This is a genomic window from Streptomyces sp. NPDC059895, assembly GCF_042731035.1.
Taxonomy (GTDB): Bacteria; Actinomycetota; Actinomycetes; order Streptomycetales; family Streptomycetaceae; genus Streptomyces.
The window spans coordinates 387204-407609 of the sequence record NZ_JBHWKO010000002.1 but is presented as its reverse complement, the minus strand read 5'-3'; the positions used below and the strand labels follow the sequence as shown (position 1 = coordinate 407609).

The 20406-nt window shown below is 74.6% G+C and carries 22 protein-coding genes and 1 pseudogene; 14 read left to right on the top strand and 9 right to left on the bottom strand.

The genetic code is table 11. From position 1 onward, the window contains the following. Positions 1-66: 66 nt before the first annotated feature. Positions 67-1086 (top strand): glutathione S-transferase family protein, encoded by a 1020-nt coding sequence (locus ACFV9M_RS03795; RefSeq protein WP_385063870.1) that lies wholly within the window; start codon positions 67-69, stop codon positions 1084-1086. 83 nt (positions 1087-1169) lie between these two features. Then, positions 1170-1466, top strand: coding sequence for a DUF4235 domain-containing protein (locus ACFV9M_RS03790; RefSeq protein WP_385063868.1), 297 nt, complete (start codon positions 1170-1172; stop codon positions 1464-1466). 87 nt (positions 1467-1553) lie between these two features. Here the strand turns inward: ACFV9M_RS03790 and ACFV9M_RS03785 are convergent, their stop codons facing one another. The 4 genes from ACFV9M_RS03785 to ACFV9M_RS03770 form a co-directional block, all read right to left on the bottom strand. Next, positions 1554-1946: a VOC family protein gene (locus ACFV9M_RS03785; RefSeq protein ID WP_385063866.1), complete on the bottom strand. Its 393-nt coding sequence runs from the start codon at positions 1944-1946 to the stop codon at positions 1554-1556. A gap of 72 nt (positions 1947-2018) precedes the next feature. Beyond that, positions 2019-2483 (bottom strand): pyridoxamine 5'-phosphate oxidase family protein, encoded by a 465-nt coding sequence (locus tag ACFV9M_RS03780; protein ID WP_385063864.1) that lies wholly within the window; start codon positions 2481-2483, stop codon positions 2019-2021. 231 nt (positions 2484-2714) lie between these two features. Further along, positions 2715-3608: a hypothetical protein gene (locus ACFV9M_RS03775; protein WP_385063862.1), complete on the bottom strand. Its 894-nt coding sequence runs from the start codon at positions 3606-3608 to the stop codon at positions 2715-2717. A 115-nt stretch (positions 3609-3723) separates the two neighbouring features. Continuing rightward, on the bottom strand, positions 3724-4683 hold the full coding sequence (locus tag ACFV9M_RS03770) for a GlxA family transcriptional regulator (RefSeq protein ID WP_385063860.1): 960 nt from the start codon (positions 4681-4683) through the stop codon (positions 3724-3726). Between the two features lie 72 nt (positions 4684-4755). Between ACFV9M_RS03770 and ACFV9M_RS03765 the strand changes: the two genes are divergently transcribed. The 4 genes from ACFV9M_RS03765 to ACFV9M_RS03750 all read left to right on the top strand — a co-directional run bounded on the left by ACFV9M_RS03765 (position 4756) and on the right by ACFV9M_RS03750 (position 7940). Beyond that, positions 4756-5706: an NADP-dependent oxidoreductase gene (locus ACFV9M_RS03765; RefSeq protein ID WP_385063858.1), complete on the top strand. Its 951-nt coding sequence runs from the start codon at positions 4756-4758 to the stop codon at positions 5704-5706. Positions 5707-6020: 314 nt separating this feature from the next. Next, complete coding sequence (locus ACFV9M_RS03760) at positions 6021-6401, top strand: anti-sigma factor antagonist (RefSeq protein ID WP_385063856.1); 381 nt, start codon at positions 6021-6023, stop codon at positions 6399-6401. 187 nt (positions 6402-6588) lie between these two features. Next, complete coding sequence (locus tag ACFV9M_RS03755) at positions 6589-7251, top strand: DUF4230 domain-containing protein (protein ID WP_385063854.1); 663 nt, start codon at positions 6589-6591, stop codon at positions 7249-7251. A gap of 86 nt (positions 7252-7337) precedes the next feature. After that, positions 7338-7940: a VanZ family protein gene (locus ACFV9M_RS03750; RefSeq protein WP_385063853.1), complete on the top strand. Its 603-nt coding sequence runs from the start codon at positions 7338-7340 to the stop codon at positions 7938-7940. A gap of 165 nt (positions 7941-8105) precedes the next feature. Here the strand turns inward: ACFV9M_RS03750 and ACFV9M_RS03745 are convergent, their stop codons facing one another. Both ACFV9M_RS03745 and ACFV9M_RS03740 read right to left on the bottom strand, forming a co-directional pair. Then, entirely contained in the window at positions 8106-8342 is a 237-nt protein-coding gene (locus ACFV9M_RS03745) for a hypothetical protein (protein WP_385063851.1), read from the bottom strand. A 157-nt stretch (positions 8343-8499) separates the two neighbouring features. Beyond that, a complete protein-coding gene (locus tag ACFV9M_RS03740; RefSeq protein ID WP_385063849.1) occupies positions 8500-9309 on the bottom strand; it encodes an SDR family oxidoreductase in 810 nt (269 codons plus the stop codon). A gap of 235 nt (positions 9310-9544) precedes the next feature. On the opposite strand from ACFV9M_RS03740, the gene ACFV9M_RS03735 reads away from it, so the two are divergent. The 5 genes from ACFV9M_RS03735 (at position 9545) to ACFV9M_RS03715 (ending at position 14901) form a co-directional block, all read left to right on the top strand. After that, the gene (locus ACFV9M_RS03735) at positions 9545-10579 is read left to right on the top strand and encodes a PHP domain-containing protein (protein WP_385063847.1); all 1035 of its coding nucleotides are present in this window, start codon (positions 9545-9547) and stop codon (positions 10577-10579) included. Positions 10580-10869: 290 nt separating this feature from the next. Continuing rightward, positions 10870-11526, top strand: coding sequence for an HAD family hydrolase (locus ACFV9M_RS03730; RefSeq protein ID WP_385063845.1), 657 nt, complete (start codon positions 10870-10872; stop codon positions 11524-11526). Then, on the top strand, positions 11523-12734 hold the full coding sequence (locus ACFV9M_RS03725; protein ID WP_385063844.1) for an aromatic acid exporter family protein: 1212 nt from the start codon (positions 11523-11525) through the stop codon (positions 12732-12734). The genes ACFV9M_RS03730 and ACFV9M_RS03725 overlap by 4 nt, the downstream gene beginning before the upstream one ends. A 60-nt stretch (positions 12735-12794) precedes the next feature. After that, positions 12795-13763, top strand: a complete 969-nt coding sequence (locus ACFV9M_RS03720) for an SDR family NAD(P)-dependent oxidoreductase (RefSeq protein WP_385063842.1) — start codon at positions 12795-12797, stop codon at positions 13761-13763. A gap of 109 nt (positions 13764-13872) precedes the next feature. Then, positions 13873-14901 (top strand): SDR family oxidoreductase, encoded by a 1029-nt coding sequence (locus tag ACFV9M_RS03715; protein ID WP_385063840.1) that lies wholly within the window; start codon positions 13873-13875, stop codon positions 14899-14901. Between the two features lie 148 nt (positions 14902-15049). Here ACFV9M_RS03715 and ACFV9M_RS03710 read toward each other — a convergent pair whose 3' ends face one another. Both ACFV9M_RS03710 and ACFV9M_RS03705 read right to left on the bottom strand, forming a co-directional pair. Further along, positions 15050-15304, bottom strand: coding sequence for a hypothetical protein (locus ACFV9M_RS03710; protein WP_385063838.1), 255 nt, complete (start codon positions 15302-15304; stop codon positions 15050-15052). A 64-nt stretch (positions 15305-15368) separates the two neighbouring features. Then, positions 15369-16116, bottom strand: a pseudogene (locus tag ACFV9M_RS03705) (ROK family protein); the annotation flags it as partial. A gap of 190 nt (positions 16117-16306) precedes the next feature. On the opposite strand from ACFV9M_RS03705, the gene ACFV9M_RS03700 reads away from it, so the two are divergent. From ACFV9M_RS03700 to ACFV9M_RS03690, 3 genes are all read left to right on the top strand, one after another. Continuing rightward, positions 16307-16801: an FBP domain-containing protein gene (locus tag ACFV9M_RS03700; protein WP_385063836.1), complete on the top strand. Its 495-nt coding sequence runs from the start codon at positions 16307-16309 to the stop codon at positions 16799-16801. Positions 16802-17008: 207 nt separating this feature from the next. Then, positions 17009-18274, top strand: coding sequence for an FUSC family protein (locus tag ACFV9M_RS03695; RefSeq protein WP_385063834.1), 1266 nt, complete (start codon positions 17009-17011; stop codon positions 18272-18274). 96 nt (positions 18275-18370) lie between these two features. Then, positions 18371-19657, top strand: coding sequence for a lactonase family protein (locus ACFV9M_RS03690; protein ID WP_385063832.1), 1287 nt, complete (start codon positions 18371-18373; stop codon positions 19655-19657). On the opposite strand, the gene ACFV9M_RS03685 is transcribed toward ACFV9M_RS03690, so the two are convergent. Then, entirely contained in the window at positions 19625-20350 is a 726-nt protein-coding gene (locus tag ACFV9M_RS03685; protein ID WP_385063830.1) for a DUF2470 domain-containing protein, read from the bottom strand. The two genes, ACFV9M_RS03690 and ACFV9M_RS03685, sit on opposite strands and share 33 nt — an antisense overlap. Positions 20351-20406: the final 56 nt, after the last annotated feature.

Below are 20406 nucleotides of genomic sequence, written 5' to 3'. Positions count from 1 at the left end.
TCGGCGGAAAACGGGGAACGCGTTGTGTGCGGGACACCCATGCACCACCAGCGGGAGGAACGAACCATGAGCGGCGGGAGCGACGGCAACCGTGACTACGGCCACACGGCGTTCAAACGCTCGAAGAGCCACTTCGCCGACCGGATCACCGCGGACGGCCGGGACGGCTGGCCGGTGGAGGCCGGCCGCTACCGCCTGGTGGTCAGCCGTGCCTGCCCGTGGGCGAGCCGGGCGGTGATCTCCCGGCGGCTGCTCGGTCTGGAGAACGCCCTGTCGATGGCGATCGCCGATCCGGTCCAGGACGACCGCAGCTGGCGCTTCACCCTCGACCCCGGCGGCCGCGACCCGGTCCTCGGCATCCGGTACCTCGCCGAGGCGTACGACGCGCGGGAGACCGGCTACCCGGGCGGGGTGAGCGTGCCGGCCGTCGTGGACGTGCCCAGCGGCAAGCTGGTCACCAACGACTACGGGTGGATCACCCTCGACCTCGCCACCGAGTGGACCGGCCTGCACCGCCCCGGCGCGCCCGACCTGTACCCGAGCCGGCGGCGCGACGAGATCGACGCGGTCATGGCCGAGATGTACGAGGACGTCAACAACGGCGTGTACCGGGCGGGTTTCGCCCATGAGCAGGGCGCGTACGAGGAGGCCTGCGCGGGTGTCTTCCGGCGCCTGGAGCGGTTGTCGTCCCGGCTGGCCGGACGGCGCTACCTCGTCGGCGACACCCTCACCGAGGCGGACATCCGGCTGTTCACCACACTGGTGCGCTTCGACGCCGTGTACCACGGCCACTTCAAGTGCAACCGCTGGAAGCTGACGGAGGACCGGGTCCTGTGGGCGTACGCCCGGGATCTGTTCCAGACGCCCGGCTTCGGTGACACGGTCGACTTCGACCACATCAAGCGGCACTACTACCAGGTGCACACCGGGATCAACCCGACCCGGATCGTCCCCCTCGGGCCCGACCTGTCGGGCTGGCTGAGCCCGCACCACCGGGAGGAACTCGGCGGGCGCCCGTTCGGCGAGGGGACACCGCCGGGCCCGGTGCGCGCCGGTGAGGAGGTCCCCTCCCGGGGCCGGCCCTGACGTCCCGCCGTCCTCCCTCCCGTCTTCCCGTCCTCCCTCCCCTCCGTCCCTTCTCCCCCTCCCCTACGCACAAGGAGGCCCACATGGGCAAGAAACAGAAGCTCCCCCTCGTCTACCAGCCCGTCGGATTCGTGTTCGGCTGGGCGAGCGGAGCGCTGGCCGGAATGGCCTTCCGCAAGGTCTGGAAGGCCGTACGGCACGAGGACGACGCGCCCGACGCGCTGGACAAGGACCGCGGCTGGGGGGAGGTCCTGCTGGCCGCGGCGATCCAGGGCGCGATCTTCGCCGCGGTGCGCAGCGCGGCGGACCGCACGGGGGCGAAGGCGATCGAACGGTCCACGGGGGTGTGGCCGACCAAGGAGAAGGGGGGCCGGGACTGAAAGGGCCCCCGCCCGGGCTCCGGCCCGGGCGGGGCGGCTCCGGCCTGGGCGGGCTCCGTCGGTGAGCGGATCCGGGGTCCCGGTTGCTCACCCCTGCTTCGGTGCCGTGGACGGCAGCCGCCGCAGGGTGAAGGAGTGCCCGGCCGGGTCGGCGTAGCCGCGCTCCTCGTACGGTCCGTCGGCGCCCCTGGTCTCCAGCGGGCGGCCGCCGAGGCTGACGATCAGCCGTTCCACCTCGTCCAGGTCGTCGACGAGGAAGTCCAGGTGGGCCTGGAGGGAGTTCTCGGGGCGGGGCCAGCTGGGCGGGGTCGCGTTGACGTCGCGCCGGAAGGCAAGCCGGGTTCCGCCGGCCCCCTGGATCTCCACCCGGTTGGCGGTGACGTCGGTCTCCCGGCCGTCCAGCAGCCCCTTGTAGAACTCGGCGAGCCTCTCGGGCTCGGCGCAGTCGAGCACCACGACGCCCGCGTTCACCAGTGCCATGTCTCCTCCGCAGATCGGTCCGCCGGGGACGGTCCGGCACCGCCGCCCCCGGACCTTGCGGATACCCCGGTTTCAGTCGCGCACCAGCCACCGCCCGTCGCGCATCAGCTCGCGTCCCTCGATCTCGCCCGCCGCACGCCAGGCCTGGATCCGGCGGGGCAGGATGCGGAAGTACAGATAGGGCGCGGTCAGCCGGCGCGGGTCGAAGCCGGTCTTCCCGGCGAAGATCTCCGCGTCCTCCTCGGGCAGTTCGGCGGGCGGCACGGCCACCGCGGTGCCCTCGACCATGACGACGTCGTCCGTCGGACCGATCCCCAGACGGGTGACGCCGGTGCTGCTCAGGTTGCGGCCGGTGGGGCTGGTGGCCGGGGTCGCGACGAGGAGGGTGGCGCCGTCCCAGACGAAGGAGAGCGGGACCAGCCAGGGGGCGGCGCCGCCCTCGGCGGCCGTGGCGACCCAGGCGTCGACGTCGTGTTCCAACCGGTGCAGGGTGTCCTGCTTGCGCTGCTGCGGGGAGCGTGCGGGTGCTGAGGTCATGTCTCCAGTGTGGGTGTGCGTGCGTCGGGACGCAGGCGGCGGCGTCGTCCCCGGGCCGGCGTCCCCCCGGGCGGGTGCCGCGCCGGGGCCCGGTGGGTGCCGCGCCGGGGCCCGGCGGGTGCCGCGCCGGGGCCCGGCGGGCCTACAGCCTGCGCGGGGTGAGCGGGCGGGGGCCGCGGACGGGCCACTGTTCGGGTGTTCGCGCTGAGCGCCGCCGGGTGACAAGGCGGGTCACATGCAGGCGAAGGTGCTCTTGGCCAGCGGCCAGACCTCCACGCCGTCGGGCGTGCGCACGTACACCGCCGACGGATCGTCCCGCAGCCACAACTCCCTTTCCCGGTGGCGGTATCCGGTGTCGTGGGCGTCCCCGGGCATCCGGGCGTCCCCGTCGTAGGGCGCGCCGAGCAGGCCGGGGTCGAGCACCCCCTCGGGGTCGCGGACGTACTGGCGGCCGTCCTCGCCGCGGCCCAGCACCAGGAAGTGCGCCGACCGCCAGTCGCAGTGGTCCGAGCCGGCATGGCTGCTCAGGGTGGTGACCGGCACCCGCCCGCCGTCCGCGTCGGTCCAGATCTCGTACTCCTTGGAGTCGGTGAACTCCGCCGGGAGTTCTGCCGGGTCGCAGGAGGCGCTGGTCTCCGGTCCCCAGCCGGGCCGGCCCTTGCGGTCCTCGGCGACCACGACGGCGACCTTGGTCCGGCCGGCGACATCGAAGGAGTACAGGACGCGGTCGGTCTCCGTCCGCTCGGCGCGGTAGCCGGAGCGGGGGACGTCCGGCTGCTCGATGGCGAAGTACAGCCGCAGGCCGTCCTCCGGGGTCGCGCCGGCGTCGCTCGCGGTCCAGGTCTCGCCGTGTCCGCCCGAATAGGCCTCGCCGTCGCACTCCAGCGCCCGCCCGGCGGCGCCCGACGCGGCGAGCACGGCCCGCTCGCCGTCCTCGTCCACGTCCTTCACCGGGACGTACAGCGGTCCGCCGTACGGCGTGGCCGGTGCGGTGCCCGCCACGACCACGTCCGCGTCCTCCTCCCCCGCGCCGCAGCCCACGGCGGCCGTCGCCACCGACGCCGTCACCGCCACGAGCACTCCGAGCCCTCTCAGCCCTCCGAGCCGCCTCGATGCCGCGCCCATCCCCGCCCCCTGTTTCCGTCACGACCGTCTCCCCCGCGATTCTGCGACGCGGCAGCGGCCCGGAACGTTCGGCGGGCGGGGCGGGGCGGCGGGGCGGAGAGGTCCGCCCGCGGGTTCAGGAGGCCGCCTGGAAGGTCCTGCGGTACGCCTGGGGCGAGACGCCGATCGCGGCGTACAGATGCTGGCGCAGTGAGGCGCCGGTGGCGAAGCCGACCCGGCCCGCGATCTGGTCCACCGTCAGGTCCGTGGACTCCAGCAGGTGCCGGGCGTGCGCCACGCGCTGCTGGACGATCCAGCGGCCGGGGCTGAGGCCGACCTCGTCGTGGAAGCGGCGGGCGAAGGTGCGCAGGCTCATCCGGGCGTGCGCGGCGAGGTCGGCCAGGGCGAGGGGTTCGTCGAGGCGTTCGAGTGCCCAGGCGCGGGTGGCGGCCGTGCTCGCGGCGCCGGTCTCGGGCACCGGCTGTTCGATGTACTGGGCCTGGCCGCCGTCCCGGAAGGGCGGGACGACGCAGCGGCGGGCCACCTTGTTGGCGAGGTCGCTGCCGTGGTCCTTGCGCAGCAGGTGCAGGCAGGCGTCGACACCGGAGGCGGCTCCGGCCGAGGTCAGCACCCGGCCGTCGTCGACGAACAGCACGTCCGGATCGAGGTCCACGTGCGGGAACATGCGGCGGAAGTACTCGGCGAGCTGCCAGTGCGTGGTGGCCCGGCGGCCGTCGAGGAGGCCGGCGGCGGCCAGGACGAAGGCGCCGGTGCAGATGGAGACGATGCGCGCGTCGGGGCGGATCCGGGCGAGCGCGGCCGCGACGGCGGCGGGGAGCTCGGCGGTGACCCGGGTGGGCGAGACGGGGGCGATGACCACGGTGCCGGCCGTCTCCAAAATCTCGGGGCCGTGCTCGACACCGATCGTGAAGTCGGCATCCGTGGAGACCGGCCGGCCGTCCACCGTGCAGGTCAGGACCTCGTAGCGGCCGTCGGCCGCGCCGAGGATGCGGCTCGGGATGCCCAGTTCGAAGGGGTAGACGCCGTCGAGGGCCAGGACGACGACGCGTTCGGTGCGCTGCTGACCACCATGCATGGCACGATCTTATCGAAGAGTGGCATTCATGCCACTTACCGCGGCTGTCCGCCGCTGGCAGGGTGTGGTGGCATGAGCACTGAGCGCACCATGCGCGTCATCACACAAGACGTCCTCGGCGGTCCCGAGGTCCTGCGAGTGGCCGAGGCGGAACGGCCCCGGCCGCGCCCCAACGAGGTGCTGGTCCGGGTCCGCGCCGCCGGCGTCAACCCGACCGACTGGAAGCACCGCGCGAACGGCGGCTTCCTCGGCCGGCCCCCGTTCGTCCTGGGCTGGGACGTCTCCGGCACGGTCGAGGAGGTGGGCGTCGGGGTCGCCGCCTTCCGGCCCGGGGACGACGTCTTCGGCATGCTGCCCTACCCGTACGGCCACGGCTCGCACGCCGAGTACGTCGTCGCGCCCGTCCGCGCCCTCTGGCACAAGCCGGCCGGGGTCGACCACGTCCAGGCGGCCGCGCTGCCGCTGGTCTCGCTGACCGCGCTCCAGGCGCTGGACGAGGTCGCCGGCCTCCGGGCGGGGCAGCGGGTCCTCGTCCACGCGGCGGCCGGCGGCGTCGGGCACGTGGCCGTGCAGATCGCCAAGGAGCGCGGCGCGTACGTGATCGGCACGGCGAGCGCGGGCAAGCACGGCTTCCTGCGGGAGCTCGGCGCCGACGAGGTGGTCGACTACCGGGAGACGGACTTCACCGAGGCCGTGAAGGACGTCGACGTGGTGCTGGACACCCTCGGGGGGAGTACGTCCACGGACTCCCTGCGCGTCCTGCGGCCGGGCGGTGTCGTGGTGTCGATCCTGCCGGTCGGATCGCGGGAGTTCTTCGACCGGGCCGAGGCGCTCGGCGTCCGCGCGGTGCGCATGCTCGTCGACGCCGACCGGACCGGGATGCGCACGATCGCCGAGATGGTCGAGGCGGGCACGCTGCGCGCCACGATCGCCGGGACGTTCCCGCTGGCCGACGCCGCCGAGGCCCACCGGCTCGGGGACACCGGCCGGACCACCGGGAAGCTGGTCCTGACCGTCGGCTGAGGGCCCGCCGACGCCCCATCGGCCCCCACTGGCATCCCGCCGAGGCCCGCCGCCGCCCCGCCGCCTCCCGGGCGGGGCGGGCTGCCGCGACTGGTCGGGGCGGGCTGCCGCCGCTGGTCGGGGCGAGCCCGCGCCCCCTTCGCTCACGATGCGAAAAAACTCGATCGAGACACGACTTCAATTCAAAGACATATGTCAATCGAACATGCTGGAATTCACTCCATCGGGGGTAACTTGCTGGGGCGGGAACTGGCTTGCGCCGCCCCGCCGTTGAAGGCTCCCGACCGGTGGAGCGGGTTGGAGGCGATGTCGTCGTGCCGCAGGAAGCCGCCGCGGACACCCCGTACCTGCGCGTCCACGAGGAGCGCGGGTACACGGTGCTGGAGTTCCACGGCGAGATCGACATCGTCGCGGCGGCGGAGATCGCCCCGCACCTCGACCACGCCACGGCGGGCCCCTCCCCGCGGATCGTGCTCGACCTCGGCGCCATCGACTTCTTCGACTGCTCCGGACTGCGCCTGCTCTACCGGGCCCGCGGCCGGGTCCTGGCGCACGGCGGCCACCTCCACCTCGTCTGCACCCACCCGCTGGCGCTGCGCGTCCTGCGCGCCACCGGACTGTCCCGCCTGCTGCCGCCCGCCCCGACGCTGGACGCGGCCCTGGCGCAGCCCGAGGCCGCCTCCGGCTCGTTGTGACCGCGCTCCGACAGCCCCCGAGCGCGGCTCCGACAGCCCCCGTGCGCGCGGCGCGGCGGCCGCGTGGGCGGGCAGCACCGGCGCGGAGCGCGCGGCCGGCCCGGCGCGCAGTGTCACAGGTCGTCAACAAGGCGGTCTGTCACCGAGTTCGGCGGGAATCCGGTCAGCAGGAAGGAGGACCGTCGACATGACGACTTCCATCAAGCGCCGCCCCCGGCGCCTGCCCGGGTGGGCCAAGGTGCTCACCGCCGTCGTGCTGGTGCTCGCCGTGCTGTTCGCGGGGATCCGGCTGAGCCTGCTGCCGGGCCTGCGCGACGTCTTCGGCACCGAGACCCGTGACCGTTCGGGCCCGGCGCTGCTCGAGTCCATCCAGGACATGAGCCGCTACGACGCCGCCTCCGGCAACTTCCAGGTCGTCGTGGACCTGGAGAAGGACGCCAAGTACCTTCCCGACGCGCTGCGCGGCACCCGCACCCTGTACGTGGGGGCGGGCACCGTCGACGCCTACGTCGACCTCGGTCAGGTCGACGAGAAGGACGTGACGGTCGACGAGGACCGCACGTCGGCCACCCTCAGGCTGCCGCACGCCCGGCTCGGCACCCCGGCCCTGGATCCCGACCGCTCCTACGCGGTCTCCAAGCAGCGCGGCCTCCTCGACCGCCTCGGCGACATCTTCTCGGACAATCCCAACGGAGAGCAGGCGGTGCAGAAGCTCGCCGTCCGGCACATCGGCGACGCGGCGAAGGACAGCGGACTGACCGCGCGCGCCGAGTCCAACACCACCGACATGCTCCAGGGGCTGCTGCGCTCCCTCGGCTTCGAGGAGGTGCGCGTGACCTACGGCACCTGACCGGGCGCCGCCCGCCCGGCCGCATCCTCCGATCGTTCGCGGGTAACCGGCCTACTACTCGGGGAAGTTGAGAACTGGAGGACAGCATGGCCCGTGCAGACCTGCGTCCGCGTACCGCCGCGCTGCGCGCACGCGTGTTCCGCCCGCGCACGGCCGGACCGGAGGAGCCCGCGTCCGCCGCGCCCCCGGCACCGCCGGAGAAGGACGCCCGCCGGCCGCGGACCGAGCGCCGGCCGCTGCCGTTCCCGCTGCGGGCGCTGGCGATGCTGGTGGCCTTCGCGTTCATGGTGGGATTCGCCGTCGTACTGGCCCGGCTGACCCTGGAGCCGTCCCCCGCCTCCGAGGCGCTGGTCCACTCCAACCTGCGGCCGGGCCGCTCGCTCCAGGCCTACCTGGACCAGCCCGAACTGCGGGACGCCGTCAAGCAGATCGGCGGCAACATCCTGCTGGGCGTGCCGTTCGGCGTCCTGGTGCCGGTGGTGGCGCCGAGGGCCCGCGGGGTGCTGGGCGTCCTGCTGCTGACGGCGTCCGTGATGCTGCTGGTGGAGTTCGCCCAGGGGGCGCTGGTGACCGGGCGCGCCTTCGACATCGACGACGTCATCCTCAACACGGCGGGCGCGCTGATCGGCTACCTGATCGTGGGCCGCCGGATGAGCCGCGCGGTCCACGCACGCACACGGCGGGCGTGACGACGCGGGCGGCCGCGGGCGTGACGACGCGAAGCGGCCGCGGGCGGAACGTCGGTGCGGGCCCTCCCGCGCCTGCGCGGCCGAGCGCGAAGCCGGACCGGCCCGTCACCTCCCAGGCTCTGTCGGCACCTCCAGGCCCTGTCGGCACCTTCAGGCCCTGTCGGCCTAGCGCGGGCGCCAGGTGTACCGGCCACCGCCCACCCAACGCACCACGTCCGGGTCGTCGAGGTCGTGGACCGTGATGCCGAAGGAGGCGGCTGCCTGGAGGACGTCGGTGACGTCCCGCGCCTCGCCGACCACTTCGCCGTCGATTTCCACGATGCGGAAAGGCGACACGCCCGGCTGCACCCCGAGCACCGTGATCCGCGGGTGGGAGATGTAAGGGCTCGCGATTTCGGTCATGTCATAGAGCGTAGAACGCAACCGGTGGTTACGAATCTCCCGGTTCGTACCCTTATCTCATCGTTGCTCGCCGTCGAGCAGCGGATCCCGCGGCCGCAGCGGACGCGGGAGAAGCCGGGCCGGTCGCAGGAGCTCGTCCGCAGCCTTGTCACCGGGCTCAAGGACGGCGCCAGTCGTCGTCGGTGAGGTGCGAGCCGGCCTGCGGGCCCATCCGCAGCATGCCGCCGTCGACGCTCCAGGAGGCGCCGGTGACGTACGAGGCGTCCGGCCCGGCCAGGAAGGCGATCACCGCGGCGACCTCGCGGGCGTCGCCGGGCCGGCCCAGCGGGATGCCGGGGCGGTCGACGGTCCGTACGTCGGTGTCCTCCTGCCCGGTCATCGGCGTGGCGATCTCGCCGGGCGCCACGGCGTTGACGGTGATCCCGTACTCGGCGAGCTCCAGCGCCATGACCTGGGTGAGCAGGCCGAGACCGCCCTTGGCCGCGCAGTACGGCGCGGCGCCGACGCGCGGCTGGTGCTCGTGCACGGAGGTGACGTTGACGATCCGGCCCCCGTCGCCCTGCCGGATCATGTGCCGCGCCGCCTTCTGCCCGCACAGGAACGGGCCGAACAGGTCCACGTCCAGCACCCGGCGCACATCGTCGGGCTCCAGGTCGAGGAACGGCGTCATGGTGCCCGTACCCGCGTTGTTGACCAGCACGTCGAGACGGCCCAGCCGGTCGCACAGCTCGTCGACGACGTCCGCGGCGGCAGGCAGCCGGGTCAGGTCCAGGTGCGCGACGGCGGCCCGCCGGCCGTGCGCGCGGACCTCCTCGGCGGTCTCCTCGGCGCCCTTCTCGTCGGTGTGCCAGGTGATGCCGATGTCCATCCCGGCCTCGGCGAGGCGTACGGCGGTGGCGCGGCCGATGCCGGAGTCGGCACCCGTGACCAGGGCCACCCGGGGGCGGCGGACGGTGGCGGCGGACATCGTGGGGCCTCCTCGTGACCGGCGAGGGTGGTGGGACGTCGCAGTACCCCGGTGTGTGGCCGACAAACCGTCCGACGAGATGGGCCGCAGGGCGGACGCCGGGCGGGATCGTGGGCGGGATCGTGGGGCGGACCGCCGGGAGATCCGCCGGCCGTCGGAGGGCTGGACGGATCGCCGCCCCGCCGTGCGGGTCGCGCCGCGCTGGGGAACCCTGGAGCGAGGCGAGGAGGTGGCGATGGATCCCGTCGAGGCCCTGGAACGGATCGCCTTCCTGCTGGAGCGGTCGCTGGCGCCGACGTACCGGGTGCGCGCCTTCCGTACCGCGGCCCGGGTGCTGCGGCGGCTGCCGGCGGCGGAGGTCCGGGAGCGGGCGGCCGCGGGCACGCTGGAGTCGCTCAAGGGGGTCGGCCCGAAGACGGCCCAGGTGGCGCGCGAGGCGCTCGCCGGGCGCGTCCCGGCCTACCTGGAGAAGCTGGAGGGCGAGGCCCAGCCGCCCGCGGACGGCGGCGGGCGGCTGCGGGCGCTGCTGCGCGGCGACTGCCATGTGCACTCCGACTGGTCGGACGGCGGCAGCCCGATCGAGGAGATGGGCCGCACGGCGGCCGCGCTCGGGCACGAGTGGGCGGCGCTCACCGACCACTCGCCGCGTCTGACGGTGGCCCGGGGGCTGTCCCCGGACCGGCTGCGCCGCCAGCTGGAGGTGGTCGAGGAGCTGAACGCGGCCTGGGCGCCGTTCCGGTTGCTGACCGGCATCGAGTGCGACGTCCTCGACGACGGCTCCCTCGACCAGGAGCCGGAACTGCTGGAGCGGCTCGACGTCGTGGTGGTGTCCGTCCACTCCAAGCTCCGCATGGACGCGCGGGCGATGACCCGCCGCATGGTGCGGGCCGTCCGCGATCCGCACGCCGATGTGCTCGGTCACTGCACCGGGCGGCTGGTTTCCGGGCGGGGGCGGCCGGAGTCGCGGTTCGACGCCGACGAGGTGTTCGCGGCGTGCGCCGAGTCGGGCACGGCCGTGGAGATCAACAGCCGGCCCGAGCGGCTCGACCCGCCCCGGCGGCTGCTGCGCCGGGCCGTCGGGGCCGGAGTCCTCTTCGCCGTCGACACCGACGCGCACGCCCCCGGCCAGCTGGACTGGCAGATCCTCGGCTGTGAACGCGCCGAGGAGTGCGCCGTGCCCGCCGAGCGGGTGGTCACCACCTGGCCGGTGACGGACCTGCTGGCCTGGACGCGGGAGGGCCGGATACCGGCGGGCGTGGCCGGCGCCTGACGTGGTACCCGGGCAACGGCCCCCGTCAGGTGCGGGGAGCATCCGGGCGCACGGGCGTTCCCGGGCGACCGGGGATCCGGGACGTGCCCGGGTGCCGGGCATCCCGGGCGTACCCGGTGACCGGGTACGGGGACGGCAGGCCCCGGACGTACGCCACGGTGCCGGACGCCGCAGCCGCAGCCGCACCCGCTGCCACTGCCGCTGCCGCTGCCGCTGACCGGCGGGTTTCCCGTGTGTCCGGGGCTCCGTACACGTCCGGACCCGGGTGCCCGCGAGAGAAAGGACCACGGATGGAACGCGCCGCCGTCTTCGACGTCGACGGCACCCTCGTCGACACCAACCACCTGCACGTCGTGACCTGGTGGGAGGCGCTGCGCCAAGCGGGCCACCGGGTGCCGATGCACGCCGTGCACCGGGCGATCGGGCTGCGGTCCACCGACCTGATCGCCCATCTGCTGGGCGAGGACCGCGACCGCGACGAGGACGCCGTGCTGAGCGCCGCCCACAAGGCCCTCTACGGCCAGTACTTCGACCGCCTGCCCGCCCTGCGCGACGCCGGACCGCTGCTGGAGCGGCTGCACGGCGACGGCTGGACGGTCGTGCTCGCCACCTCGGCGAGCGGCGCGGAACTCTCGGCGCTGCGGCGCGCCGTCGACGCCGACGAGGCGATCACGGCCACGGCGGGCGCGGACGACGTGGAGCAGGGCAAACCGGCGCCGGAACCCGTCGAACGCGCCCTGGAGCTGGCCGGGGTGCCCGCCGAACGGGCGGTGCTGGTCGGCGACACCGTGTGGGACATGCGGGCCGGCCGCCGGGCCGGCGTGCGCTGCGTGGGCGTCCTGTGCGGTGGCATCGCGCGCGCCGACCTGGAGGAGGCGGGCGCACAGGCGGTCTACGCCGACCCGGCCGACCTGCTGGCGTCCCTGGAGGACAGCCCACTGGCATGAGCGATTCGGCCGAGACGCACAGGACGGAAGGAATCGGGGCCCGCTGGGCCGGAACGCTGCGACGGGAGGCGGGTGCCGTCGGCCGCGCGGCGCGGGCGGCCCGGGACGGCCCCGGACGCGAGCGCGACCTGGTCGTGCAGTCCCTCAAGGCGACGCTGGCCGCGGTGCTCGCCTGGTTCGTGGCGAGCGACTGGCTGAGCGATCCGATGGCCCTGATGGCGCCCTGGGTGGCCCTGGTGCTGGTGCGGACCACGGTGTACGGCTCCCTGCGGCAGGCCGCCCAGCAGTGGACGGCGATCTGCGCGGGCACGCTGCTCGCGTCGGCGGCGCAGGCGCTGACCGGGGACACCCTGGGCGCGCTCGCCCTGTGCGTCCCGCCGCTGACGCTGCTGGCGCACTGGCCCCGCTTCGGCGACCAGGGCGTCTACGCGGCGACCACGGCGGTGTTCACCCTGGCCTCGGGCACGGTCACGATGCCGGCGGTGGGGCACCGGGTGGGACAGGCGGCGCTCGGCGCGGTGATCGGCGTGGCCGTGAACGCGCTCGTGCTGCCGCCGGTGCATCTGCGGGACGTACGGGAGAACCTCGCGGCGCTGGCCCGGGAGGCGGGCGGGACGTTGCACGCGGTCGCCGCCGGGCTGGCGGACGGCGACTGGGACGCGGCGACGGCCGCCGACTGGTCACGCGCCGCCGACCGGCTGGAGCGGCGGCACGAGGGGCTGCGGTCGGCACGGGGCTGGAGCCGGGAGAGCCTGCGGCTGACCACCGGGCCGCTGCGCGCGCTGCACCGGGTGCCGCTCGACGTGCCGCCGGAGTCGGAGGACGCCCGCTGGGGCCGGGTGGCGGGCCATGTCGCGGCCCTGACCCGCACCCTCGCGGTCGCCGCCGACGACGACCGTACGCCCGCCCCGCCGGAGGCGGCGGCCCTGCGGATCTACGCGCGGCTGCTGCACCTGATCGGCGACGCGTCCGAGGCGGAGGCCGGGAGGTTCCTGCGGGTGGACATCGGCGGACGTCCGGCCGACGGCACCCGGGCGGAACCGGAACGGGAGATGGAGGAGCTGCGGGCCCGGCTTCAGGACAGTCTGCGCGACCACGCCGGGCAGGGAGCGGCGCACACGGCCGTCCTCGGGACGCTGCTGCTCCAGGCGGAGAACCTCTGGGTCGAGGTCCTGCCGGGCGCCCGCCGGGGAACCCGGGCGGGGTGACGCGTGCCGCGCGGCGTGGGGCTTGACTTCGAGAGCGCTCCACTTCGTAGCGTTCCGGTCATGAACACCGCACAGCACGCGATCGGTTCGGGATTCGGCGCCCGGAGCACCGCCGACGACGTCCTCGCCGGCCTCGACCTGACCGGACGGCTCGCCCTCGTCACCGGCGGCTACTCGGGCCTCGGCCTGGAGACCACCCGGGCGCTGACGAAGGCCGGCGCCCGGGTCGTGGTCCCCGCCCGCCGCCCGGCCACCGCCGAGGAGAACCTGGCCGGCGTCGACGGCGTCGAGGTGGACGAACTGGACCTGGGCGACCTGGACAGCGTCCGCGCCTTCACCGACCGCTTTCTCGCCTCGGGCCGCGGTCTCGACCTCGTCATCGACAACGCGGGCGTCATGGCCTGCCCGGAGACCCGGGTCGGACCGGGCTGGGAGGCCCAGTTCGCCACGAACCACCTCGGTCACTTCGCCCTCGTCAACCGGCTCTGGCCGGCGATCGAGCCCGGCGGCGCCCGCGTGGTCTCCGTCTCCTCCCGCGGCCACCACTTCTCCGGGATGCGCTGGGACGACGTCCACTGGCGGCAGGGCTACGACAAGTGGCAGGCGTACGGCCAGGCGAAGACGGCGAACGTCCTGTTCGCCGTCCACCTCGACCGGCTGGCCCGGGACCGGGGCGTGCGCGCCTTCGCCCTCCACCCCGGCGGCATCCTCACCCCTCTCCAGCGGCACCTGCCGAAGGAGGAGATGGTGGCGAACGGCTGGATCGACGAGGCCGGCAACCCGCTGAACCCCGAGGGCTTCAAGTCGCCGCAGCAGGGCGCCGCCACCCAGGTGTGGGCGGCGACCTCGCCCCGGCTGGACGGACTGGGCGGGGTCTACCTGGAGGACTGCGACATCGCCGAGCCCGCCCGCCCGGAGGACGGCGCGCGCTCCGGTGTCAAGGACTGGGCGCGGGACCCGGAGCAGGCCGCCCGGCTGTGGGCGCTGTCCGCCGAGCTGACCGGGGTGGACGCCTTCGCCCGGTCCTGAACACCGTCCCGTGTGCGTCCCTCTCCTCCTCGGTCCTCCCTCCCGCGTGCGTCCCCCGGCACCGGGGTACTCGGGGCGCTCGACGCGGACCCGGTGAGAGGAGCGGACGGTGAGCAACGGGCCGGGCAGGAAGGTCGTGGTCACGGGCGCGACCGGCAATGTCGGCACCAGCGTGGTGCGGCTGCTGGCGGAGGATCCCGAGGTCGGGTCGGTCGTGGGGCTGGCCCGGCGGATCCCGGACTGGTCGCCGCCGAAGACGCGGTGGTCGTCGGTCGACCTGGCGTCGGAGGAGGCCGATCCGGTCGGCCTGTTCGAGGGCGCGGACGCGGTGGTGCACCTGGCGTGGGCGTTCCAGCCGACGCACGATCCGGCGGTGACCTGGCGGACGAACGTGCTGGGGAGCATCCGGGTCTTCGAGGCGGTGGCCGCCGCGGGGGTGCCCGCGCTCGTGCACGCCTCGTCCGTGGGCGCGTACTCGCCGGGGCCGAAGGACCACGCGGTGGACGAGTCCTGGCCGACCCACGGGTGGCCGGACGCCGCGTACTGCCGGGAGAAGGCCTACCTGGAACGGACCCTGGACACCTTCGAGCGGGACCATCCGGGCACCCGGGTGGTGCGGATGCGTCCGGGCTTCCTGTTCCAGCGGGCGTCCGCCAGCGAGCAGCGCCGCATCTTCGGCGGCCGGTTCCTGCCCGGGCCGGCGGTCCGCCCCGGGCTGCTGCCCTTCCTGCCGGACGTCAGGGGGCTGCGGGTGCAGGTGCTGCACACCGACGACGCGGCCGAGGCGTACCGGCTCGCCGTGCGCACCGACGTGCGCGGCGCGTTCAACCTGGCCGCCGACCCGCCGGTCGACGCCGGGGTCCTGGGCGAGATGTTCGACGCCCGCCCGGTGCGCCTCCCCCGTACGGCCGCCCGTTCGGCGATCGCCGCCGCCTGGAACCTCCACCTGCTCCCTGCGTCCCCCCACCTCTTCGACGCGGTCCTGCGCCTGCCCCTGATGGACTGCACCCGCGCCCGCGTCGAACTCGGCTGGCGCCCCGAGCGGGCGGCGACGGAGGTCCTGGAGGAGTTCCTGCGCGGGATGCGGGCCGGAGCGGGCGCGCCCACCGAGCCGATGCGCGGGCGGAAGGTGGGCTGACGGACCGGGGCCGGAGCTCGGTGAGCCGCCGACAGGCTCGGGGGGAGCCGCCGACAGCACTGATCCGGCGCCCGGCGTACACCGTGGAGGACGTGTACGCCGGGCGCCGGATCTGCGGCGAGGGGCGAGGGGCGACGGACGGCCCGGCTCAGCCGGACGGCTCGTCCGGGACCGGGTGTTCGGGGTGGACGGTGGCCGCCCGGGGGGCGCCCTGGCGGCCCGTGCCCGCTTCGTCCGTGTCGGGGACGTCGGCGGCGGATTCCTCGTCCGTCCCCTCGTCCCCGCCGGACCGGCCGGGGGCGACCTCCCAGGGATCCTCGGCCTCGGAGGCCTGCTGGTCGGGCAGGTCGCGCGGGACCGGTGGGCCGTTCTCGCCGGGTCCTTCGAGACGGTGGTCGGTCACGGGAGCTCCCTTCGGGTCGTACGGCGGGGCTCACGCGAGTACCTCCGGCCCCGGGGGCGAAACGTCAGTGCGGGGCGCGTTCCGCCAGGGCCGTGCGGCCAGGCGGGCGGCGGGCCGGCGGAAAGCGGCTCGGGCCGGCGGCCGCCCCGCGCGAAGAAGTCGGCGAGCGGCAGGATCGCGGCTCCCACGGTGACCGCGTCGGGGCCGAGCCGGCCCAGCTCGACGGTGACCCTCTCCGCCGGGTGGCGCAGCGCGTACGCGGTGGCGTGGTGGCGTACGGCGGGCAGGAAGCGGGTGCCGAGCTGGAGACCGGCCCAGCCGCCGATGAGGATGCGCTCCGGCTGGAAGAGGTTGATCAGGTCCGAGAGCCCGGCGCCCAGGTACTCGGCGGCCTCCTCCAGGACGGCGAGGGCGACGAGGTCGGGGGCGGCGCCGTCGGCCGGGTGGGCGGCGGCGAGCATCGCGGTCAGCGCGGTCTCCTCGTCGGTGCCCTCGGGCGGCCGGCCGCCCTCCTCGCGCCAGCGTGCCAGCAGTGCCTCGGCGCCCGCGTAGGCCTCCAGGCAGCCGAGCGCCCCGCAACGGCAGCGGCGCCCCCGCACCCGGACGGTCAGGTGCCCCCACTCGACGGCCCGGCCGTGCTCGACGTCGGGGGTGACGAGGCAGGCGCCGACGCCGGAGCCGAAGAGGACGACGCAGGCGTTGCGGGCGCCGCGCCCGCCGCCGAACCACATCTCGGCCTGGCCGAGGGTCCGGGCGCCGTTGTCGATGAGGTACGGCACGGTGGCGGGCAGCGGGGAGCCCTCGCGCAGCAGTTACAACATACCGCCGGGGAGGGTTTGGCGCGCCATTCACCCAGCCTTTAGTTCACGCTGTGAGCTAAGAGATCGATGCCCTCCGCGGCACCTGGAAACCGTTGGCCCCTCTGCAACGAGCCGATTAATGTAGGCATCTGCCTAGCATCCCTAGGTTCGCCCGAGAGACCACACCCCAGGAGGGATCCCGATGAGACCACTCACCGAGAAGGACATCCGCGACTCGTTCGTGAACTGCTCCAAGGGCGAGGCCAAGCGGCTGGCCGTGCCGCGCGACCTCGACGAGCGGCCCTGGGACGACCTGGACTTCCTCGGCTGGCGAGATCCGGGCGCTCCCGACCGCAGTTATCTCGTCACCGAGCGGAACGGCGGACTCGTGGGCGTGACGCTGCGCTTCCCTTCCTCGCGGCGCGGCTTCCTGCACCGCAGCATGTGCTCGCTGTGCCTGACCACGCACCCCGGTGGCGGGGTCTCGCTGATGACGGCGCGCAAGGCGGGCACGGCGGGCCGCGAGGGCAACTCGGTGGGGCTGTACATGTGCACCGACCTGGCCTGTCCGCTGTACGTCCGGGGCAGGAAGAAGCCGGAGGCGGGAGGCCGCTTCGAGGAGAGCCTCACCCTGGCGGAGCAGATCGCCCGGACCACGGGCAACCTGTCCGCCTTCCTCGACAAGCTCGACGCCTGACCCGCCAGACCCGCCTGACCCGCCAGACCCGCCAGGCCCGCCCGACAGTCCCCGCCCGGTACGGCTGGTGCTCCCCGGAGTGGTGCGGCAACCTGGCGAGGGTGGCCGGAAAACGTTCAGGCGGCCGTGCCACTTCCTGCCGATGAGCCCTCACCCGGCGACGAATGAGACGTTCGAGGCACCTGAGGAACGGGAACTGGCCAAAGAATGGCAGATGTACGAGAACGTGCCGCGCCGCTCGTGCGGCTGGTCAAGCGGCACCGGGAACCCGTGGTCGTGCAGGCGCTTCGATCCGCCGCGGCGGCGACGATCGCCTACGTCATCGCGCTGCGTCTGAGTCCCGAGGCCGCCCCGCTCACCGCGCCGCTGACCGCGCTGCTCGTCGTCCAGGTCACCCTGTACGCGACGCTCACCAACAGTGTGCGGCGGGTCAACGCGGTGGTCGCGGGGGTGCTCGTCGCCATCGCGTTCAGCCTGCTGGTGGGCCTGACGTGGTGGAGTCTCGCGCTGGTGATCGTGGCCGCGCTGGCCGTCGGTCATCTGGTGCGCGTCGACGAGTACGTGCAGGAGGTGGCGATCAGCGCCATGCTGGTGCTGGGCGTCACCACGGTCGGGGACACGGCCTGGGCGCGCGTGCTGGAGACGGTGATCGGGGCCGTGGTCGGGCTCGGCATCAACCTGCTGCTGCCGCCCCCGGTGTGGGTGGAGGAGGCCGGCGAGTCCATCGAGGGGCTGGCCCGCCGGGTGCGGCAGATGATGCTGCGGATCGGCGACCAGGCCTCCGGGCACACGCCGTTCGTGGAGGCGGCCGCCCGGCTGCACGAGGCGCGCCGCCTGGACCACGACATCGTCGAGGTGGACGCGGCCCTGCGGCAGGCCGAGGACAGTCTGCGGCTCAATCCCCGGGTGCGCGAGGGTGTGCTGCACCGGGTGGTGCTGCGCACCGGTCTCGACACGCTGGAGATCTGCACCGTGGTGCTGCGGGTGCTCGCCCGCACCCTCACCGACCTCGCCAAGGAACGCGAGCCGAAGGCGCTGTTCCCGGAGGAGACGGGCAACACCCTGGAGCGGCTGCTGTCGGAGATCGCCGACGCCGTGGTCAGCTTCGCGGTGCTGGTCACGACCCACGTCAGCCACGACGCGGACGCCGCTGAGGAGCGGCTCTCCGCGGAGCTGCGGCAGGCCGCCGCCACCCGGGACAAGCTGGCGCAGCTGCTGCTGGAGGGGCTCCAGCACGACGCCCGCCAGTGGCAACTGCACGGCGCGGTGCTCACCGAGGTCAACCGCATGATCGACGAGCTCGACACCGAGCACCGCACCCGCCGTCTCCTGGAGGAACTGGACAACGCGACCCGCGAGCAGCGCGGCCGCCTGCCGTGGCTGGCCCGGCTGCGGGAGCGGATCCACTCGTACCTGCGCGTTCCCGACCGGCTGCGGCGGAAGCGGTCGGGAGCCTCCCGTCGCCCCGGCTGACGACGCGCCCTACTTTGCGCTCGGCGCTCCCGGCACGCCAGGGTGGTGCTCACCGGGCGGGACGACGGTGGCCTACGACGACCTGAGGTGCGGAACATGGGCAGGGGGACGGGAGTGACGCGCGGCGGCCTGGACAGGCGCCGCTTCTTCGGAGCGCTCGCGGCGCTCGGAGCGGCCACCGCGGGCCCGGCCGCCCTGGCCGCCCTGACCGGCTGTGCCCGCGACGCCTCCGACGCCTCCGACATCCCACGGGGCGAGGGGGAGACCCCGGGCGCCGCACCGCCCGGGTCGTCCCCCTCGCCCCGTTCCCCGGAGTCCGCGCTCGCGGACTCCGGGGCCTCGCAGCGGTCCATCGGCCCCCGCCCGCTGTACCTCGGCACCTACACGTCCGCCGAGGGCGGCGGCCGGGGCATCGGGGTCGCCGCGTACGACCCCGCGTCGGGCCGGATCACCGGCCGGGGCACGGTCACGGGCGTCCAGGACCCGTCGTACCTCGCGGTGCACCCCGACGGCCGGACGCTGTACGCGGTCCAGGAGCGCGAGCGCGGCGCCGTGACCGCCGTACGCCTGTCGGACCGGCAGGTGCTGGGCAGCCGGCCGACGGGCGGGGCGCATCCCTGCCATCTGTCCGTGCATCCGGGCGGGCGCTGGCTGCTGAGCGCCGACTACGGCTCGGGCAGCGTCGCCGTGCACCCGATCGACGCCACGGGGGCGCTCGGCGCGCGCACGGACCGGGTCGTCCACAGCCGTCCGGCGCCCGGCCCCGGCCAGGACGGGCCGCACGCGCACCAGATCCTCACCGCGCCGGACGGCGGTCACGTCCTCGCCGTCGACCTCGGCACCGACACGGTCCACACCTACCGTCTCGACGACCGGTCCGGCACGCTGAGCGAGGTCGCGCGGGCGCACACCCGGCCGGGCGCCGGTCCGCGCCACCTCGCCTTCCACCCCGGGGGCCGGTACGCCTACCTGGCCAACGAGACGGACGACACGGTCGCGGTCTGCGCCTACGAGCCGTCCACCGGCCGGCTGACGATCGGCGGGCCGCAGTCCACCGGGGCGGGCGCGGACACCAACTACCCGGCGCAGTTCGCCGTGGCGCCGGACGGCGCGTACGCCTACCTCGCCAACCGGGGCGACAACACGCTGGCGCGGTACGCCGTGGAGGCGGCCGGGGCCCGGCTGCGGCTGCTCGGCACGGTGCCGGTGGCCGGGGACTTCCCCCGGCAGATCGCCCTCTCGCCGGACGGGAGCCAGCTGTTCGCCGCGAACCAGCGCTCCGGCACGGTCAGCGTCTTCCGTGTGGACGCAGCCACCGGGGAGCTCCGGCCGGCGGGCGAGCCGTTCGCCTCACCCGTCGCCGTCTGTGCGCTGCCGCTGTAGGGCGCGCGGGCAGGAGGCCGAGCTCGCCTGGGAGAGCAGCACGTGCATGCGCTCGGTGAGCTGGCCGACGTCGTCGGCGGGCGCGTGGAAGGGCAGGCGTACGTCGCCGTGGGCACGGGCCCGTTCGATGCGCAGCGTGAGGCCGTGCCGGTCGACGGCGAGCGGCTGGACGCGGACGGCACCGTGCAGGCTGTCGGGCCGGACGAGCCGGGTGAGCCGCGCCACGGCGTCGGGGTGGGCGTCCGCGAGGTGCGTGAGCAGGTGTGCCTCGGCGGTGGCCAGCGGGTCGGGTGCGGCGGCGGCGAACTCGTCGAGGCCGACGACGACCGCTCCCGAGGGTTGTTTCAGGACGACCCGGGTGGCGTGGAAGGCGAGGGAGCCGTCCTCCGGGGCGAACCAGCCCGCGAGCCAGAGCCGGGCGCGGATGCGGCTGCGGACCGGGACGGGCGCGACGTCCGCGAACTCCAGTACCGCGGACGGCTCGCCGCGCGGGGCGCAGATCGCCGCCGTGAGCAGGGCGCTGTCCTCGGGCACGTCCAGGTGGACCCGCCCGTCCTCGCCGACGGTGTGCGCGCCGACGAACTCCTCGCGGCCGCCGTCCGCGGTCACCGCGCACGACCACGAGGCGGCGAGCACCGATCGGGCTCGCTCGGCCGCGGCGGGCATGGCGGTCCAGCTGTGGCTGTCACCCATCCCAGAACCTCCTTAGGTAAGCCTTGCCTAACCTATCGAAGATCCGCGGAGACGCC

Coding starts and splice junctions, on each gene's coding strand:
- ACFV9M_RS03795 (WP_385063870.1), top strand. CDS start 67: ATGAGCGGCGGGAGCGACGGCAACCGTGACTACGGCCACACGGCGTTC.
- ACFV9M_RS03790 (WP_385063868.1), top strand. CDS start 1,170: ATGGGCAAGAAACAGAAGCTCCCCCTCGTCTACCAGCCCGTCGGATTC.
- ACFV9M_RS03785 (WP_385063866.1), bottom strand. CDS start 1,946: ATGGCACTGGTGAACGCGGGCGTCGTGGTGCTCGACTGCGCCGAGCCC.
- ACFV9M_RS03780 (WP_385063864.1), bottom strand. CDS start 2,483: ATGACCTCAGCACCCGCACGCTCCCCGCAGCAGCGCAAGCAGGACACC.
- ACFV9M_RS03775 (WP_385063862.1), bottom strand. CDS start 3,608: ATGGGCGCGGCATCGAGGCGGCTCGGAGGGCTGAGAGGGCTCGGAGTG.
- ACFV9M_RS03770 (WP_385063860.1), bottom strand. CDS start 4,683: ATGCATGGTGGTCAGCAGCGCACCGAACGCGTCGTCGTCCTGGCCCTC.
- ACFV9M_RS03765 (WP_385063858.1), top strand. CDS start 4,756: ATGAGCACTGAGCGCACCATGCGCGTCATCACACAAGACGTCCTCGGC.
- ACFV9M_RS03755 (WP_385063854.1), top strand. CDS start 6,589: ATGACGACTTCCATCAAGCGCCGCCCCCGGCGCCTGCCCGGGTGGGCC.
- ACFV9M_RS03750 (WP_385063853.1), top strand. CDS start 7,338: ATGGCCCGTGCAGACCTGCGTCCGCGTACCGCCGCGCTGCGCGCACGC.
- ACFV9M_RS03745 (WP_385063851.1), bottom strand. CDS start 8,342: ATGACCGAAATCGCGAGCCCTTACATCTCCCACCCGCGGATCACGGTG.
- ACFV9M_RS03740 (WP_385063849.1), bottom strand. CDS start 9,309: ATGTCCGCCGCCACCGTCCGCCGCCCCCGGGTGGCCCTGGTCACGGGT.
- ACFV9M_RS03735 (WP_385063847.1), top strand. CDS start 9,545: ATGGATCCCGTCGAGGCCCTGGAACGGATCGCCTTCCTGCTGGAGCGG.
- ACFV9M_RS03730 (WP_385063845.1), top strand. CDS start 10,870: ATGGAACGCGCCGCCGTCTTCGACGTCGACGGCACCCTCGTCGACACC.
- ACFV9M_RS03725 (WP_385063844.1), top strand. CDS start 11,523: ATGAGCGATTCGGCCGAGACGCACAGGACGGAAGGAATCGGGGCCCGC.
- ACFV9M_RS03720 (WP_385063842.1), top strand. CDS start 12,795: ATGAACACCGCACAGCACGCGATCGGTTCGGGATTCGGCGCCCGGAGC.
- ACFV9M_RS03700 (WP_385063836.1), top strand. CDS start 16,307: ATGAGACCACTCACCGAGAAGGACATCCGCGACTCGTTCGTGAACTGC.
- ACFV9M_RS03695 (WP_385063834.1), top strand. CDS start 17,009: ATGGCAGATGTACGAGAACGTGCCGCGCCGCTCGTGCGGCTGGTCAAG.
- ACFV9M_RS03690 (WP_385063832.1), top strand. CDS start 18,371: ATGGGCAGGGGGACGGGAGTGACGCGCGGCGGCCTGGACAGGCGCCGC.
- ACFV9M_RS03685 (WP_385063830.1), bottom strand. CDS start 20,350: ATGGGTGACAGCCACAGCTGGACCGCCATGCCCGCCGCGGCCGAGCGA.